Origin of the sequence: Rhodobium orientis (genome assembly GCF_003258835.1) — a bacterium.
GTDB lineage: Bacteria > Pseudomonadota > Alphaproteobacteria > Rhizobiales > Rhodobiaceae > Rhodobium > Rhodobium orientis.
On the sequence record NZ_NPEV01000006.1, the window covers coordinates 51,250 to 68,144 of the forward strand.

Annotated in this window: 12 protein-coding genes; 3 read left to right on the forward strand and 9 right to left on the reverse strand. The window is 67.0% G+C overall.

Annotated features, from left to right (window positions below; all coding sequences use genetic code 11):
• Positions 1 to 71 precede the first annotated feature (71 nt).
• A complete protein-coding gene (gene xylF, locus CH339_RS04590) occupies positions 72 to 1,112 on the reverse strand; it encodes a D-xylose ABC transporter substrate-binding protein (RefSeq protein ID WP_111433174.1) in 1,041 nt (346 codons plus the stop codon).
• A 266-nt stretch (positions 1,113 to 1,378) separates the two neighbouring features.
• On the opposite strand from xylF, the gene CH339_RS04595 reads away from it, so the two are divergent.
• Both CH339_RS04595 and CH339_RS04600 read left to right on the forward strand, forming a co-directional pair.
• Positions 1,379 to 2,647: an ROK family protein gene (locus CH339_RS04595; protein ID WP_111433110.1), complete on the forward strand. Its 1,269-nt coding sequence runs from the start codon at positions 1,379 to 1,381 to the stop codon at positions 2,645 to 2,647.
• 307 nt (positions 2,648 to 2,954) lie between these two features.
• Positions 2,955 to 3,329, forward strand: a complete 375-nt coding sequence (locus CH339_RS04600) for a hypothetical protein (RefSeq protein WP_111433111.1) — start codon at positions 2,955 to 2,957, stop codon at positions 3,327 to 3,329.
• Here CH339_RS04600 and CH339_RS04605 read toward each other — a convergent pair.
• A complete protein-coding gene (locus CH339_RS04605; RefSeq protein ID WP_111433112.1) occupies positions 3,326 to 3,571 on the reverse strand; it encodes a hypothetical protein in 246 nt (81 codons plus the stop codon). The genes CH339_RS04600 and CH339_RS04605 overlap by 4 nt on opposite strands.
• Positions 3,572 to 3,821: 250 nt before the next feature.
• On the opposite strand from CH339_RS04605, the gene CH339_RS04610 reads away from it, so the two are divergent.
• Complete coding sequence (locus CH339_RS04610; protein ID WP_111433113.1) at positions 3,822 to 4,304, forward strand: DUF302 domain-containing protein; 483 nt, start codon at positions 3,822 to 3,824, stop codon at positions 4,302 to 4,304.
• 4 nt (positions 4,305 to 4,308) lie between these two features.
• On the opposite strand, the gene CH339_RS04615 is transcribed toward CH339_RS04610, so the two are convergent.
• The 7 genes from CH339_RS04615 to CH339_RS04645 all read right to left on the reverse strand — a co-directional run bounded on the left by CH339_RS04615 (position 4,309) and on the right by CH339_RS04645 (position 16,679).
• A complete protein-coding gene (locus CH339_RS04615; protein WP_111433114.1) occupies positions 4,309 to 5,550 on the reverse strand; it encodes a M20/M25/M40 family metallo-hydrolase in 1,242 nt (413 codons plus the stop codon).
• 234 nt (positions 5,551 to 5,784) lie between these two features.
• Positions 5,785 to 6,855, reverse strand: a complete 1,071-nt coding sequence (locus CH339_RS04620; RefSeq protein ID WP_111433115.1) for a BMP family ABC transporter substrate-binding protein — start codon at positions 6,853 to 6,855, stop codon at positions 5,785 to 5,787.
• Between the two features lie 123 nt (positions 6,856 to 6,978).
• Positions 6,979 to 7,899: an ABC transporter permease gene (locus CH339_RS04625; RefSeq protein WP_201240876.1), complete on the reverse strand. Its 921-nt coding sequence runs from the start codon at positions 7,897 to 7,899 to the stop codon at positions 6,979 to 6,981.
• A gap of 4 nt (positions 7,900 to 7,903) precedes the next feature.
• Positions 7,904 to 8,992, reverse strand: coding sequence for an ABC transporter permease (locus CH339_RS04630; protein ID WP_111433117.1), 1,089 nt, complete (start codon positions 8,990 to 8,992; stop codon positions 7,904 to 7,906).
• Entirely contained in the window at positions 8,982 to 10,565 is a 1,584-nt protein-coding gene (locus CH339_RS04635; RefSeq protein ID WP_207189537.1) for an ABC transporter ATP-binding protein, read from the reverse strand. Before CH339_RS04635 ends, CH339_RS04630 begins: the two co-directional genes overlap by 11 nt.
• A 259-nt stretch (positions 10,566 to 10,824) precedes the next feature.
• A complete protein-coding gene (locus CH339_RS04640; RefSeq protein ID WP_146610111.1) occupies positions 10,825 to 12,030 on the reverse strand; it encodes a hypothetical protein in 1,206 nt (401 codons plus the stop codon).
• A gap of 308 nt (positions 12,031 to 12,338) precedes the next feature.
• The gene (locus tag CH339_RS04645) at positions 12,339 to 16,679 is read right to left on the reverse strand and encodes a hypothetical protein (RefSeq protein WP_111433119.1); all 4,341 of its coding nucleotides are present in this window, start codon (positions 16,677 to 16,679) and stop codon (positions 12,339 to 12,341) included.
• Positions 16,680 to 16,895 lie beyond the last annotated feature (216 nt).

Below are 16,895 nucleotides of genomic sequence, written 5' to 3' on the forward strand. Positions count from 1 at the left end.
CGCCGGGCCTCCGGCGCGGACGAGGGTTGATGTCAGTCAGAAGGGTCGCCCTTTTATGAGGGCTTATGCGATCAGTCGCAGACCTCGACGGTGCCCGTCTTGACGCCCTGGCAGACGGTTTCCTTGCTCACCCAGCCGGCGTCGATGACGACGTCGAGATTGTCGCGGGTGATCGGAATCGGCGCCAGGAACGTGGAAATCATCTCCACGCCCTTCGGCCCGCCGGAGAATTTCTGCGCACCCTCGACATCGGCCATCTTGGTGCCCTTTGCCATTTCCACGGCGATCTTGGCGGCCGCCTTGCCGAGTTCGCGGGAGTCCTTCCAGACCGACACGGTCTGGGTGCCGAGCGCGATGCGGTTGAGGGCCGCGTGGTCGCCGTCCTGGCCGGAGACCGGAACCGAGCCGGCCATGCCTTGCGCGGAGAGCGCGGCGATGGCGCCGCCGGCGGTGCCGTCATTGGAGGCGACGACCGCGTCGACGTCGTTGTTGTTGGCGGTCAGGAACTGCTCCATGTTGCGCTGGGCGTTGGCCGGCAGCCAGCTATCGGTATAGGCCTCGCCGACGTTCTTGATCTTGCCGGAATCGAGCGCTTCCTTCAGCACTTCCATCTGGCCGGAGAACAGGAAGTCCGCGTTCGGGTCGGCAGCATTGCCCTTAATGAAGACGTAATTGCCTTCCGGCTGCACCTTGAAGACCTCGCGGGCCTGCATGCGGCCGACTTCCTTGTTATCGAAGGTGATGTAGAAGGCGTCGGGGTTCTCGATCAGGCGGTCGTAGCCGACCACCGGAATGCCCTCGTTGACGGCCTTCTGGACGGCCGGGGCGATGGCGTCGGTGTCCTGGGCGAGAATGATCAGCGCGTCGGCGCCGTTGGCGATCAGGCTCTCCACGTCGGTGAGCTGCTTGGCGGCGGACGACTGGGCATCGGCCGAGATGTACTTGGCACCGGCCTCGTCAAGGGCTTCCTTGATCGCTGCCTCGTCGGTCTTCCAGCGCTCTTCCTGGAAGTTCGACCAGGACACGCCGACCACGAGATCGTCAGCCAGGGCCACCGTCGCCATGGTCGTGGCGATCGCGGCCCCCGCAATGAGGGTAACGAACTTTTTCATGAGATCCTCCCGGTGTTCCGGCGAACACCAATCCATTTTTGATCACGTCTCGCCGGAAGGCTGCGTGAATTTCTGTATGACGGGTCTTATTTTTTTCGAGACCCGAGAAAAAGAGTGACGCAATTCCAAATTTGCGTCAACATCTAAACACCACTCCCCGGCAAAAAGACCGGAACGGAAACTCCGGGCCGGAACCGGGTGCACAAAAAGCCGGGAAACCAACGAAAACCCGGACCCTTCGGAAACGCTCGATCGACACGCCAGCCATGTCCTACCGCACCGTCAAGGCCGACAGCGAAACCGTCCGGCGCCAGAACCGCCACCTGATCCTCGACCGGGTCCGGCGGCACGGATCCGTCTCGCGCACCTGGCTCGCCGCCTCCACCCAGCTCTCCTCCGCGACCATTTCGGCGATCACCGGCGACCTCATCGCCGAGGGCGCCCTCATCGAGGCGCGCGGCAAGCGCCCGGCGGGAACGCCGCGCGGCCGGCCGCAGGTCCGCCTCAAGCTCAATCCCGATTTCGCCCGGGTCGTCGGCGTGCTGGCGTCCGTCGAAGAGATCGGCGTCGTCGTCGCCGACTATTCCGGCGCCACCGTTGCCAGCCGCAAGACCTCGATCGCCGGCGCCCGGCTCGGCGCGCGCGAGACCGTGGAGGCGATCGCCGGCGAGATCGAGGCGGCGCTGGCCACTGAGAACATTCCGCTCGATACGGTCCGCCGCCAGGTGGTCGCGGTGCAGGGCATCGTCGATGCCTCGCGCCAGCGGCTCCTGTGGACCCCCTTCTCCACCGTCCGCGACATCAACCTTGCCGAACCGCTCGGCGCCCGGCTCGGCGTGCCGACAAGCGTCGTCAACGACTGCGCGACCATGGTCGAAGGTCTGCACTGGGCCGAGCCCGACCGCTACAGCGGCGATTTCGTCGTCGTGCTGGTCGGCTGCGGCGTCGGCATGGGGCTCTATCTCAACGGCCGCAATTTTTCCGGCTGGCGCTCGTCGGCGGCAGAACTCGGCCACACCATCCACCGGCCGGAAGGCGCGCTCTGCCGCTGCGGCCGGCACGGCTGCATCGAGGCCTATTCCGGCGACTACGCCATCTGGAGGACGGCTAACGGGCTCGACCCGAAGACCAACCCAGCCTTCATCAATCCGAGTGCGGAGGAGATGGCGGACCTTGCCAGCAGGGCCCGCGCCGGCGACGACGCCGCGCTCCTTGCCTTTCGCGATGCCGGCACGGCGCTCGGCCACGGCCTTGCCAGGGTCTTTGCCCTCGTCGATCCGCGCAAGATCGTCTTCACCGGCACCGGCATGCCCTATTTCGACCTCCTGGAGCCGCATATCCGCAAGGGATATGACGACGGGCTCGTCGAGGCGCTGTTTTATCCGCTGGAATTCGACCTTGTCGCCGACGAGACCGCGCTGGTCTTCAAAGGCACGGTGATGGACGCGCTCTCCGCCCTCGACCGGGACATTTCACGGGCGGCGCATGCGAGCGCGGTCCCGGCCGCGGACCGCAACGCATCGTCGCTTTCCTGACCACGTCGTCCGGAGTAAGACCGCTCTTCACTGCTTACTGGAATACATCTAACTAACTTTTTCAATTCATTGGGTTATACGATAGTGGCAGTTTTCGCCGACCGCGCTGCCACGGTGCGACAGGAAAGCGGCCGGACAGGCTTTTTAGATGTTGAATTCATCCCCGTATGCCGCCTATACGGAGACCTTCCCGCCGCGGCGACATCGTGACCGCTTCTGCTGCCGCCATCGTGACGACACGATGGACCGGCATAGCAACGGTTGACGCTTTTCTTGCCGCGTCCGATCCGTCTTTTCGAGCCCGACAATGCCCGACAACACCACCTACTACGACACCTCGACCGGCCGCAGCGACGAGATCGACACGCTCATCGCCGTTGCCGCGACGGCTGTCGAGGGTCCCGTGGCAGCGTTTGTCAGGGATATGTCGGAGCGGCTGGCGACCATCGAGGCGGAGACCCCGTACAAGCTCGGCATCAACGAGACGCGAATCGCCAAGGAGATCGCCCGCGCGCTGGTGCTGGACATCGTCCATGGCGGCATCCGCTCGTTCGAGAACGGCAAGGCGCTGCGCAGCGACACGGTGCTGGAGGTCTACGAGCAGGCGTGCGTCGAGGCCGAACGCGCGGTCGAGCTGGCCCTCAGGCGCAGCGCCGGCGACGGGGACGACGAAGAAAACTAGCCCTGCCGGCCCTCGGCCAGGCGCAGGCGCATTTCCTCGTTGATTCGCTTCAGCTTTTCCAGGCTCTCTTCATAGGCAGCAAAGCGCGAGCTCAGCTCGCGCGCCGCAGACAGCGCACCGGGCTCCGGCGTCGCAGCGCGGGCCGGTTCTGCGCGCGCCGCTTCGGCGGCCGCCGTCGGCGGGTCCTGGCGAATGAGGCTCAGATTCGAGGTTCTTGACGGGAACTGAAAGGCATTGGCCATCGCGTCCGCTCCAGCAGGTCTCACGTTTCGGAAATGTCGGGGACGCAACCACAGACCGAATCAGATTCGGCTCATACTTTCCGTACCTTAGCGATCCAGGCGAAAATGTGCCAGCGCTAATGCACGCAACCTTTCCGGGCCGCCGACGCATTGCAGCTCCGAAGCATTGGACATGGAGCACGAACCGGCGCAAACTCATGCATCTTTTTGAATATAACGGCTCGGCAAACGGGCCGGACGGGAGGATGTCATGCTATCCATTTCGCGCGGTTTCGCGATTGTACTCGGCCTTGTCATGCTGGCGGCACCGCTAGCGGCCTCGGCCGCTTCCGGGCTGTTCGTGCGTCAGGTTGAAAGCGACTTCGACAGCGTCGCCTTCGACGTCAACGATGCCATCGTCAATCGCGGCTATGTGGTCGACTATACCGGCCGGATCGGCGAGATGCTGAAGCGTACCGAGGCCGACGTCGGCGCCGACGCCTCGCCCTACGTCAACGCGCAGATGACCCAGTTCTGCTCGGCCGTGCTGTCGCGAAAGGCGATGGAGGCCGACCCGCAGAACATCGCCTTTTGCCCCTACACGATCTTCTATTTCGAGCGCAGCGATGCGCCCGGCACCGTCCATGTTGGGTTCCGCCGGCTGGCAGGCGCCGAAACGCCGGCCTCGGAAGCCGCCCTCGGCGAGATCAACGCACTTCTGGAAGAGATTGTCACGGAAGTGACGGGCGAGTAGGGACCTACGCCCCCTCGCCCGTCGAAAGCGTCCCGGAAAGGATGTCGGCAAGGGTGCGGGCCACCACGGCCGTTGCCGCATGCAGATCGTCGAGCGCGATGTGCTCGTCGGCGCTGTGGGCGCTCATCTCGCGGATGTCCTTGGGTCCCGCGCCGTAGAGCACGGTCGGGATGCCGGCCGCGGCATAATGGCGGGCATCGGTGTAGAGCGGCACTCCGGTGATCGGCACGTCCGAGCCGAGCACCGCGCCGGCGTTTTCCTGCACCAGTTGGGCGAGCGGCAGGGTCTCCGGCGCCGGGCACAGCGGCTCGGCCAGCATCTTGCGCCGGCATTCCACGTCGAGACCCTCAAGCGCCGGCGTCGCTTCGGTGACGAGCTCGATGAGGCCGGCCTCGACCGCCTCGCCGTCCTCTTCCGGGATCAGCCGCCGGTCGAGCTGCAGCACGACCCGGTCCGGCACCACGTTGAAGCTGATGCCGCCGGTGATCATGCCGACCGTCAGCTTGGCCGTGCCGATGCCGGGCTCGGCGCTGCGGATGCCGGAAAGCCGGTCGCGTTCGGCATAGAGGGCGGTCAGGATCGGCGTTGCCGCGGCGAGCGCATCGACGCCCGTCTCCGGGATCGCGGCGTGGGCCTGGCGGCCGCGCACGACGATCTCCAGATGCAGGCAGCCATTGTGGGCCGTCGTCACCACGTGGGTGATGCCGGACGAAATGGCGAAGTCCGGCTTGCTGAGCCCCTGGCCGAGGATCCAGGACGGCCCGAGCGCGCCGCCGACCTCGCCGTCGAAGGTGACGTGCAGTTCGACCGCGCCGTTAAGCCCCTCGGCGGCCGCGTCGATGAGGGCGAGCAGCGCGAAGGTGTAGGTGGCGATGTCGCATTTGGCGTCGGCCGCGCCCCGGCCGTAGATGGCGCCGCCGCGCTTGTGGCCGCCGAAGGGGTCCTCCGACCAGCCGTCGCCCGGCGGCACGGCGTCGCCATGGGCCTGCAGCACCACGGTCGGCCCGGTGCCCTCGCCGAAGGTCTTGCGCACCAGGAGGTTGGCGGTGCTGCGCATGCCGTATTGGTGGACGAAAGGTTTCGGAACCGGCAGGCGGGCGACCTCAAAGCCCTGCTTTTCCAGGAGCTTTGCCACCGATTCGGAAACCTTGGCGCATTTGCCGGGCGGATTGCTGCTCGGGATGCGGATCAGGCTTTTCAGGAAACCGATCTGGTCGTCGAAGCGTGCGTCGATATCGGGGGTCATGCCGCAACGCACCCCGCCGCTTGGCGCGCGCGGCCGCTTTGCGGCGGGCGTCTACTGTCCGGGTCGTCGGTCACGAAAGGGTTCCAGGGTCATTCAGGTGCCGGCGATCTTGCAACCATTCGCCGGCGCGGCCAAGGGATAATGGACCGCGATTTCAAAAAAACCGGCGCCACAAGGCGGCGCCGGCTGTTTCCATCGATGGGGCCGCAGCTTTCGCGGCCCGTTTCGACCGGCCTACTTCGGAAGCTGGTCGTCGATGCCCTTGACGTACCAGTTCATGCCGAGGAGCGTGCCGTCGTCGAGCGCCTCACCCTCGCCGATGACCTGGGTGCCGTCCTGCTTGAAGATCGGCCCCTTGAAGGGATGCAGCTCGCCGGATTCGATCGCCGCCTGGGTGGCCTTGGCCTCCTCTGCGACTTCCGCCGGCATGTTGGTGTAGGGCGCCATAACGACCAGGCCGTCCTTCAGGCCCTCCCAGCTCGCCTGGGACTTCCAGGTGCCGTCGATGACCGCCTGGATGCGCCTGACATAGTACGGGCCCCAATGGTCCTCGATGGCCGTCAACTGGGCCTTCGGCGCGAACTCGATCATGTCGTGGGCCTGGCCGAAGCCCTGCAGGCCGCGCTCCTGGGCGATCTGCAGCGGTGCCGGCGAGTCGGTGTGCTGGACGGAGACGTCGGCGCCCTGGTCGAACAGGGCCTTGGCGGCGTCGCCCTCCTTGCCCGGATCAAACCAGGTGTTGACCCAGACGACCTTGATCTTGAAGTCCGGATTGACCGACTGGGCGCCGAGCATGAAGGCGTTGATGCCCATCACCACTTCCGGGATCGGGAAGGAGGCGATGTAGCCGGCGACGCCGTTCTTGGAGACCTTGGCCGCGATCTGGCCGATGATGTAGCGGCCCTCATAGAAGCGGGCGTTGTAGGAGGTGACGTTTTCCGCCGTCTTGAAGCCGGTGGCGTGCTCGAACTTGATGTCCGGGAACTTCTTGGCGACCTTGATGGTCGGATCCATGAAGCCGAAGGAGGTGGTGAAGATGATGTTGCAGCCGGAGCGGGCGAAGCGCTCGATGGCGCGTTCGGCGTCCGGACCTTCCGGAATGCTTTCCACATAGGCGGTCTCGACGGCGTCGCCGAGCTTCTCTTCGGCGTAGAGCCGGGCGGTGTCGTGGCCCTGGGACCAGCCGCCGTCATTGTGCGGCCCGACATAGACGAAGCAGGCCTTGACCTTGTCGGCGGCGTTGGCGCCTCCGGCCATCATGCCGAGGGCGAGGACCGCTCCGGCGAGGGCGAAGCTTTTGCGCATGGATAAATCTCCCTGTTCGCGGCGGGCGAGACAAAACGCCCGCCGGTTTGACGTCAGTGAACCCCTCATGAGCGTAAAACTTGCGCCATTAGACGGGTCCGTACAAGAGCGTGCCGGCCGCGCTCAGCGATCGGGCACGAAGGACTGGCCGAGGCAGGCCGGCGTGTTGACCCTCAACAGCGTGCGGTCGCGCGAGATGATGACGAGCACGATGACGGTGGTGAGGTAGGGCAGCATCGACAGGAACTGCGAGGGGATGCCGACGCCGATGGCCTGGGCGTGAAGCTGCAGGATGCTGACGGCGCCGAACAGCACCGCACCGATGACGATGCGCGACGGCAGCCAGGTGGCGAAGACGACGAGGGCGAGCGCGATCCAGCCACGCCCACCGGTCATGTTCTGGGTCCATTGCGGCGTGTAGACGAGCGAAAGGTAGCCGCCGCCGAGACCGGCGCAGGCGCCTCCGAACATCACCGCCAGGAAGCGCACCTTGATGACGTTGTAGCCGAGCGAATGGGCCGAGACGTGGTTGTCGCCGACGGCGCGCAGGATCAGCCCGGCGCGGGTGTGGAACAGGAACCACCAGACGCCGACGGCGAGCACGATGGCGAGATAGGTGAGCGGATCCTCGCCGAAGACGATCGGGCCGACCAGCGGAATGTCGCTCAGCACCGGGATATCGAGCTTCGGCAGGCCGATGCCGGGAATGCCCACATAGGCATTGCCGATCAGCGCCGAAAAGCCGAGGCCGAAGAGCGTCAGCGCCAGACCCGAGGCGACCTGGTTGCCGACGAAGATCAACGTGACGACGCCGAACAGCGCGGCCATCAGGGCGCCAGCGGCGGCGGCCGCGGCGATGGCGATCACCGGCTGGTCGGTGAGATGGGCGGCGGCAAAGCCGCAGACGGCGCCGACCGCCATCATGCCTTCGACACCCAGGTTGAGAACGCCGGAGCGCTCCGTCACCAGTTCGCCGATGGCCGCGAACAGGAGCGGTGTCGCCGCGGTGATGATGGTGAGTACGATGCCTTCGAACATCTCCATGACGTCAGGCTCCCTCCGCCCGCGCGCCGGCGGCCGGCGTGCGCACGAGGCGGACCCGGTAGAAGATGAAGGTGTCGCAGGCGAGTACGAAAAACAGCAGCATGCCCTGGAAGACGCGGGTGATCTGGTCGGACATGCCGAGTTCGATCTGCACCCCCTCGCCGCCCATATAGGAGAGCGCCAGTAAGAGGCCGGCGAAGATGATGCCGATCGGATTGAGGCGGCCGAGGAAGGCGACGATGATGGCGGTGAAGCCGTAGCCCGGCGAGACCGACGTCCTCAGCATGCCGGTCGGGCCGGCGACCTCGCAGATGCCGGCGAGCCCGGCAAGGCCGCCGGAAATCAGGAACGCCAGCACCACCATCTTCTTGTGGCTGAAGCCGGCAAAGGCGCCGGCGCGCGGCGCCTGGCCGAGGACGGTGATCTGGAAGCCGGTGATCGTGCGGCGCAGCACGAACCAGGCGATGACGGCGATGACGATGGCAAAGACAGCGTTGAGCCGGACGCTGTCGCCGAAGACGACGGGCAGGATCTGGTCGCCGTCGAAGGGCCGGCTGTCGGGGAAATTGTGGCCCGCCGGATTGCGCCAGGGGCCGCGGGCGAGCCAGTCGACCATGAGCTGGGCGACATAGACCAGCATCAGGCTGGTCAGGATCTCGTTGGCCCCGAAGCGGGTCTTCAGGAGCGCCGGAATGGCACCGTAGGCCATGCCGCCGGCAATGCCGAGGATCAGCATCAGCGGCATCACCAGGGGGCCCTGGAAATCCGGAAACAGGATCGGCAGGGCCGAGCCGGCCATCGCGCCAGCGACGAGCTGGCCCTCGGCGCCGATGTTCCAGGTGTTGGAATAGAAGCAGAGCGACAGGCCGACGGCGATGATGACGATCGGCACCGCCTTGACGATCAGCGCCTCCACCGACCACCACGCCGTCAGCGGCTCGATGAAATAGATGTAGAGCGCGCGGAACGGGTCGACGCCGACAGCGGAAAACACCAGAAAGCCAGCGACGACGGTGAGGAAGATCGCGACCAGCGGCGACAGCACCGCCATGGCGCGCGAGCGGTTCGGCCGGCGGACGAGCTCAATGCGCATCGGCGAGCTCCATGGCCATCGCCTGGCGTTCTCCGGCCCCGCCCATCAGCAGGCCGATTTCCTCGCGGGTGATGCCGCGGGCGTTCTGCGGCGCCGACAGGCGGCCTTTCGAGATCACCGCGATGCGGTCGGAGATCTCCAGGATCTCGTCGAGGTCCTGGCTGATGACGAGGACGGCCGAGCCCGAACGGGCAAGGTTGATCAACGCCTGGCGGATGATGCTCGCCGCGCCCGCATCGACGCCCCAGGTCGGCTGGCAAACGACCAGGACGCCGGGCTTGCGGTCGATCTCGCGGCCGACGACGAATTTCTGCAGGTTTCCGCCGGACAGCGACATCGCCTCCGGGTCCGGATCGCCCTTGCGGACGTCGAACAGCTCGGTGACGCGGCCGACGACGCCCTTGGCGCCGCCTCGCGAGAGGACGCCGCGGCGCACCAGCCCCTCGCCGGTGCCGTGGCGGGTGAGGAGCACGTTTTCCGACAGCTTCAGACGCGGCACGGCGCCATGCCCCAGCCGTTCCTCCGGCACGAAGGCGGCGTGCAGGCGCCGGCGCGCGGTAACGCCGAGCCGGCCGCAGGGAATGCCGTCGATCTCGATCGCCGCGTTGTCGCGGGCCGGCGTTTCGCCGGAGAGCGCATCGAAGAATTCGTCCTGGCCGTTGCCGGCGACGCCGGCGATCGACACCACCTCGCCGCCATGCACTTCCAGCGAGACCCGGTCGATGGCGACGGCGAAGGGATGGGGTGGCGGCACGGAGAGTTCGTGGACGCGCAGGCGCACCGGCGCTTCGCGGTCGAGTTCCGCGCCGGTCTGAAGTTCCAGCACGTCGGCGCCGACCATCATGCGGGCAAGCTGTGCGGCCGAGGCCTGCTGCGGGTCGCAGGCGCCGACCACCTTGCCATGGCGCAGGATGGTGGCGTTGTGGCAGAGCCGCTGCACCTCTTCCAGGCGGTGGCTGATATAGAGCACCGCCCTGCCCTCGCCGGCGAGCCGCTCCAGCGTGACGAAGAGCTGGTCGGCCTCCTGGGGCGTCAGCACCGAGGTCGGCTCGTCCATGATGATGAGTTCGGGATCCTGCAACAGGCAGCGGATAATCTCGACCCGCTGGCGCACGCCGACGGACAGATCGGCAACGACGGAGCCCGGGTCGACGGCGAGGCCATATTCAGTGGAGACCTCGCGGATGCGGCCGGCGAGCCTGGCATCGGCGCTGGTGCCGGCGAGCGCAAGGGCGATGTTCTCGTTGACGGTCAGCGCGTCGAACAGGGAAAAATGCTGGAACACCATGCCGATGCCGATCCGGCGCGCGCGGGCCGGGTCGGTCAGGTGCACCGCCTCGCCCTTCCAGCGGATTTCGCCGGCGGTCGGCTGCAACGCACCGTAGAGGATCTTGACCAGCGTCGACTTGCCGGCGCCGTTCTCGCCGAGAAGGGCATGGATCTCGCCGCTCTGGATGGTGAGGTCGACGGCGTCGTTGGCGACCACCGCGCCGAAGCGCTTGACGATGCCACGCGCCTCAAGCAGCGGCACCGGTTGCGGCGCGGTGTCGATCTTCGCGGCTACGCCGTCCAAGGGCGGGCCCCCAATGCTGTCGCTGTTCCACCGGGCCCGCCGCGGAAGGGTCGGCGTTCAACGGCCTCGTCCTTCAAAGAGAAGACGGGCGCGGGGAAAAGGTCAAGAGCAACAGTGCCGTTGCATACAGTTTCCACAGGGCGCATGTCGCAGCGGCAACGGTGGAGCGCGGATGGCTGACGGCGGCGGCAATGCACCGGCAAACGAAAAACCCGGCCGCTGGGGTGCGGCCGGGTTCGCTCGTCGGATGTCGAAGACGTCAGCGGGCGGTCGAACCGTCGTCCTCGGGCTCCTCGCCGGCGTCGGGTTCCTCCCCTGCCGGCTCGTCGCCATAGGCGTTCTCGTCCCCGTAGCCGCTCTCGTCTTCGCCGTTATGGCTGGCGCCGAGGCCCTTGCCGCGTTCCTCGTCGTCGCCGGCCGTCAGGCAGTTGTAGTAGGCGGTGCGGTCGAGGTTCGGGTCGATGCAGCGGTAGAAGCTGTCAAGCTGGTTGAGCCGGTAGTAGTTGATATAGGGATTGACCAGGAAGCGGCCGTCCTGGCCGATGAAGACGCCGTGGTCGTCGATCTCATCCTTCAGCGAGGGATGCTTTTGAAGGATCGCGGCCTTGAACTCGCCGTGGCGCATGAAGTTGTCGGGCAACTGGTCGAACGGGCCGTCGAAATAGTTGTTGGCCTCGACATTGACGCGGTTGACGCCGATCAGGAGCTTGCGGTCCTGGCGGCGGTCGTCGAAGAAGACGAAGCCGGTGCGCATGCCGACGAGGATGACCGGCGTGTCCTCCGAATAGGGCACCAGGATGTCGGACGGCGTGCCCTCCTCGTTGAGGACGAAGCGGAACTGCTTCAGCTCGCGGTCGAAGAGGAAATAGAACTCCACGCCCGACTCATCAAAGACGGGGCCGAGATAGTCCTCCTGGGGCGCGACGCGGGCCGCCGGCGGCTCGACGCCGGTCAGGTCGTTGAGCTGGAACTCGACGGAGATGTCCTTGTAGGTGACGCGGTAGAGGAAGTCGTCGACCTTCTCCACCTTGACCCCGTCCTCGGCGTTCAAAGCCTTGTACTGGGAGAGGATCTCCATGTTCCAGGGCTCGGTCTTGGAGAAATAGGCGAAATGCAGCACGCCGTCGTCGCGGTCGCCGACGTCGAGGCGCATGTTGCCGGCATATTCCATGCCGCTGTGCTTGAAGGTGAAATAGAAATAATTCTCGGTCGGATAGACCTTCACCTTCGGCGGCAGGGCGCGCAGCAGGAACTCGAAGGTCTCCATGCGGTCTTCGACGTTGAAGGAGCGCGCGGCCCGGGCCCCGGCGACGAAATTCTGGTTGAGCGAGATGCCGGGCACGGTCACCACCGCCTTTTCTTCGGCGGACGCCGGCCAAGCCGCGAGCGCACCGAGCGCCGCGGCCACGGCCAGGTATCGCAACCGGCGGGCACCGCGGGTCGACTGGGGAATATGCTTTTGCATCTTTTTGGCTGCTCCTTCTGGACGGGTTTGGGCGGGGCGGACCGCGCCGGCGAGGCCGGCGGGCGCCGGACCGCTTTCCGGGGGTTACGACCCCGATGTAGGACGCCTCGTTCCGCTCCGGTGTGATCCACGCCACACAAGCCGGCTTTGTCGATGCCGCGGGCGGCGACGGGCGATGTTGGCGTTGGAAGGTGGCGATCACGCGGCGGCCGGAAAGCCATTGGCCGGGCCGTTCCGCATCGGCAGGTGCCGGGAAAAGCGCGGCGGACGAAATGCTCGCCCGCCGCGTTGTCTTTTCTGCAGCGTCATCAGTTGCGCTGGCTGCGCCGTTGATTGTGCTGACGCCGCCGCTGTTGCTGCTGGCGTTGCCGCTGTTGGCGCGCCCGCTGCTGCTGCTGGCGTTGCCGTTGCTGCCGTGCCCGCTGCTGCTGCTGGCGCTGACGTTGCTGCCGTGCCCGCTGCTGCTGCTGGCGTTGCCGCTGTTGCCGTGCCCGCTGCTGCTGCTGGCGTTGCCGTTGCTGGCGTGCCCGCTGCTGCTGCTGGCGTTGCCGCTGCTGGCGCGCCCGCTGTTGCTGCTGACGTTGCCGTTGCTGGCGTGCCCGCTGCTGCTGCTGGCGTTGCCGCTGCTGCTGGCGCGTCCGCTGCTGCTGCTGACGTTGCCGCTGCTGCTGGCGGGTGCGCTGTTGCTGGCGCTGCCTTTGCTGCTGGCGGGCACGCTGCCTTTGCTGCTGACGTTGCCGTTGATTCACATTGGCATCGTCCCGGCGCCGCGACCGGTTCGCATTGTGCCGCTGGTTCTGTTGACGCGTCCCATCGCGGCGGCGCGAGCGGTTGACGTTGTGACGCTGGTTCTGCTGGCGCGCGCCGTCACGGCGGCGCGAACGGTTGACGTTGTGGCGCTGGTTCTGCTGGCGCGCCCCGTCACGGCGACGCGAGCGGTTGGCGTTGTGCTGCCCTCCGTCCCGGCGCCGTGACCGGTTCACGTTGTGACGCTGGTTCTGCTGGCCGGCACCGTCGCGGCGGCGCGAGCGGTTGACGTTGTGCTGGCCGTCCCTGCGCCGGGAGCGGTTCACATTGTGCCCGTCGCGCCGGCGGGACCGATTGACGTTATGCCGCTGGTTCTGGCGACGGGAGCGGTTGGCGTTGTGCTGCCCACCGTCCCGGCGCCGTGACCGGTTCACATTGTGCTGGCCGTCGCGGCGACGCGACTGGTTCACGTTGTGCCGCTGGTTCTGGCGGCGCGAGCGGTTGGCGTTGTGCCGCTGGTCTTGGCGGCGCGAGCGGTTCACCGTGTGGCGTCCGTCGCGTCCCCGCGACCGCCGCACATTGTGCTGCTGGTTCTGCCGACGCGAGCGCCGCACATTGTGGCCCGGCCTGATGCCATTGCGGGAGACGCGCGGACGGTGCCCGCCACGCCAGACCGAGCGGCGCCTGTTATGGCCCTGGGACTGGAACCGGCGATGGAACCGCGAGCGACCGGCGCCGTGGATCGGCCGGCCGATGGAGCGGCCCCTCGCGTGGTAGATCGAGCGGTAGTTGCGGTGGAACCGCGACGGACCGCGCAGATGTCCCGGCCTGCCGGTGGAGGTGCGCCAGTTGTGCCAGTGCGACCGGCGTCCGCCATGGAAGGTGGAGACGCGCGGGCCGTGGCCCGGACGCACGACCGAGTTCCAGCGATTGTGCCAGCCGGATTCCCAGCGCCGGTGCAGGCGCGAGATACGGCGCCAGTGGCCCGGGCCAAGCCGTGTCAGGTTGCGGTCGTGGAGACCCGAGCGATAGGCGAAGTGGAAGGCGGAAATCCCCGGATTGTGGATGCCCACGGCGTCCGTGAAGATGCCGTCATGGCGCCTCGACCGGAAGTCCTCGTGGAACCGCGACAGGGCGCGCCGGTGGATCGGCACCAGCCGGGTGACGATGCCGTCGTGGCGGTCGGAATCCCAGCGCCGGTGGAACCGCGAGAAGCCGCGATCGTGCTCGTCGACCGGATCGGTGGTGACGCGGTCATGCTGGACGGAGCGGAACTCCTCGTGGAACGAGGACAGCGCTTCGTCATGCACCGGAATGAATCGGGTGATGCGTCCGTCATGGGAAGCGGAGCGGAACCGGCGATGGAACCGCGACAGCCCCCGGCGATGCCACGGGATCGGCGCCGTCGTGGTGCCGTCGTGGCGGATCGAGCGGAAGCGGCGGTGGAAGTTCGACAGGGCCGGTTCGTGGGTGTCGATGAACTCCGTGTCGGCCTGGTCGTGGCGCTCGGAGACGAAGCGGCGATGGAAGGCGGACAGGGCGCGCCAGTGATCGGTCGGCGTCTCGCCCGGAATGGTGACGCGGTGGCAATCGCGGTCGTTGACCGGATTCTCGTCGCCGTCGAAGCCGGAAACGGAGCCGAACAGGGCTTCGAGCAGCTCGTCGGTGATCTCGCTGTCGACCGGCAGCCCGAGTTCCTGCTTGACCGCCTCGATGGCGGCGTTGGTCTCCGGGCCGTAGATGCCGTCGATGGACGAGATGTCCTGGCCGCGGTCGCGCAGCGCGCGCTGCAGGAAGCGGATGCGGGTCCGGTATTCGCGGCCGAGCCAGCCGACCTCGATGCAGTTGAGCAGAGAGCGTGCCGGCGGTTCGGGCGGAAGGTCGATGGCGATTTCGAGGGTTATGCTCTCGCTGACCGCGAGGGTGATGTCCGGCGCGTCGCAGAAGATCATGCCGTCGATCTTCTCGCAGGTCCACGGCTCGCCGACGTCGCCGGCCAGGCTGACGGAGGACAGCGACAGCTCGTCATAGAGGAAGAGCGGGCCCTGGAACGGGCCGGAGCCGGAATTGGTGATGGTCACCTGGAAGCCGCAGCCCTCGCCGGGCAGGCATTCGACGGGACCGGTCTTGGAGATGGCGAGGTCGAATTCGGTCGACTCGTCGCCCTCCGGAATTTCCGGATCGCGCGGCAGGCTGTCGTCGTAGGCGATCTCCTCTTCCGTCTCGCCGCCGCCGACGACGACTTCGACGTCACCGGGATGGGAAACGCGGAAGGCGGCGCGCTGGGGCGGTTCGTCGGCAAGGTTGCCGGGCACGATATAGGCCGAGTCGACGCCGTCCGGCGGCGTCGCCGTCGCGCCCTCCGCCGGCGCGTTCAACGCCTCGGGGGCCAGGATTTCCGTGCCGCCGTCGACGGGCACGCCCTGCAGGCCGTCGACCTCGTCGCTCTCGTCGCCGGAGCACGGACCATCGGGCGAGCAGAGATTGTCGCCGGTCGCCCAGACGAAGGCATCGGGCGCTTCCGGGTCGAGCTCGCCGGCATCGGTGTAGCCGAAGCCGAAGGCAACGCCGCCATTGGCGTTGGCGCGGATGAAGGGAGGACCGTCGTCCTCACCGCGTTCTGTGTTGCCCACATTGTAGCGGGCGTCCGGCTGCCAGATGCCGTCGTCGTCGCGCAGGTAGCGCAGCACGCGGGACATCTTCGGCGCGGCATAGAGTCCGGCACCGGCGCCGTCCGGAACGAGGCCACCGCGCTCGGCGACCAGCATGACGCCGTCGCGGGAAATCGCGATATCGGTCGGCGCGCCGTTCGGCTTCTGGGCCGCCGGATCCGGGTCGTTCCCGCCCTCCCCTGCGGTGTCGCCGTCTTCGCCGGCAGGACGGCGCTCGCTGGCGAAGAAGTTCGGCAACACGAATTCGCGGCGGATGTCCTCGACGTCGAAGTCGCCGGAGGCGGAAATGCCGATCGACCAGACCGTGTTCCTGGAATCCTCGCCGGCCTCGGCCCAGGTCTCGTCGCCGAGCGGGTCGGCGCCCCAGACCGTATAGAAGAGCCGCGAACGGCCGGAGCGCTCGTCGCGGTCGACGGCAAGGCCGTAGACCCGGCGCCGGTAGTCGGCAACGTTCCAGCAGGCCGGCGTGACGGCCGCATCGGCCCTGGCGCCGTCCGGCGTCTGGCAGTTGTCGAGCTGGGCCTGGGTCTCGGGATCGAATTCCACGACCGGCAGCACGTGGTAGTCGCCCGAGGCAACGTCGAGGAAATAGGAGCGGCCGTCGACGCCGTGGTCGAAGGTGCCTGCGATGTCGCCGCTCTCGGTCGAGACGCGATGGATCAGGCCCGATTCCAGGTCGGTGACGAAAAGCTGCTTGTGGGCGGCGTCATAGGCGAGATTGCCGAGCGCGGCGCCGGTGTTGTAGCGGTCGTTCGGGGCGATTTCGGTAAAGGCTTCGGGGATATAGTCGTTTTCCGGCGAGATCCGGTAGATCGTGCCGGCCGCGCCCTGCGGGCCCCACTGGCCATCGAGCCAGGAGCCGTCGGATTTCAAATGCAGGCCGAAGGCGGAGGTGGCGCCGACATAGATGGTCGGCTGGGCGCCGTCGTCGATGGCGATGCCGAAAACCTGGCCGACATCGAGGGCCCGGGCAAGGATCGAGGTGGGGGCGTCGCGCCAGACCTGGCCGGTCGGCGGCTGGCCGGGCGAGCGCACGTTGATGAGTTCGACGGTGGTGCCGCCGGCGTCGATCGCCGGTCCCTCGCCGCCATTTTCCAGACCCGAGAACCGTGTCACCACGGCATCACCGGTGGACAGACGGGTTTCCTGCGCGGAGGCATTCGTCGACGCGAACGCAATCCACACCACTGCCGCAGCCGCGGCTGCCTTGACGGCATGCAACTTGGTCATTTTTCGGACGCTTCTTTCCCGACTGATTGTGATTGGGTCCGCGAAACGGGATCGATTTGGGGGATTGCGGCGGCGTGGCGATCCGCGGCGTGCAAACAAAGCCCGGAATCGGCTCGTGACGGCTACACGATGCACCGACATGCATGTTCCCCGTAGCGGCTTCCGTCCCTCAAGCGAGGTCGAAAGCAAGCTCCCCATCCGGCGGGCACTATAGAC

Bases quoted from the DNA above. Each gene is read 5' to 3' on its own strand.
- xylF (WP_111433174.1), bottom strand. From the start codon at position 1,112: ATGAAAAAGTTCGTTACCCTCATTGCGGGGGCCGCGATCGCCACGACC.
- CH339_RS04625 (WP_201240876.1), bottom strand. From the start codon at position 7,899: ATGGAGATGTTCGAAGGCATCGTACTCACCATCATCACCGCGGCGACA.
- CH339_RS04630 (WP_111433117.1), bottom strand. From the start codon at position 8,992: ATGCGCATTGAGCTCGTCCGCCGGCCGAACCGCTCGCGCGCCATGGCG.
- CH339_RS04600 (WP_111433111.1), top strand. From the start codon at position 2,955: ATGCCCGACAACACCACCTACTACGACACCTCGACCGGCCGCAGCGAC.
- CH339_RS04605 (WP_111433112.1), bottom strand. From the start codon at position 3,571: ATGGCCAATGCCTTTCAGTTCCCGTCAAGAACCTCGAATCTGAGCCTC.
- CH339_RS04645 (WP_111433119.1), bottom strand. From the start codon at position 16,679: ATGACCAAGTTGCATGCCGTCAAGGCAGCCGCGGCTGCGGCAGTGGTG.
- CH339_RS04620 (WP_111433115.1), bottom strand. From the start codon at position 6,855: ATGCGCAAAAGCTTCGCCCTCGCCGGAGCGGTCCTCGCCCTCGGCATG.
- CH339_RS04615 (WP_111433114.1), bottom strand. From the start codon at position 5,550: ATGACCCCCGATATCGACGCACGCTTCGACGACCAGATCGGTTTCCTG.
- CH339_RS04610 (WP_111433113.1), top strand. From the start codon at position 3,822: ATGCTATCCATTTCGCGCGGTTTCGCGATTGTACTCGGCCTTGTCATG.
- CH339_RS04640 (WP_146610111.1), bottom strand. From the start codon at position 12,030: ATGCAAAAGCATATTCCCCAGTCGACCCGCGGTGCCCGCCGGTTGCGA.
- CH339_RS04595 (WP_111433110.1), top strand. From the start codon at position 1,379: ATGTCCTACCGCACCGTCAAGGCCGACAGCGAAACCGTCCGGCGCCAG.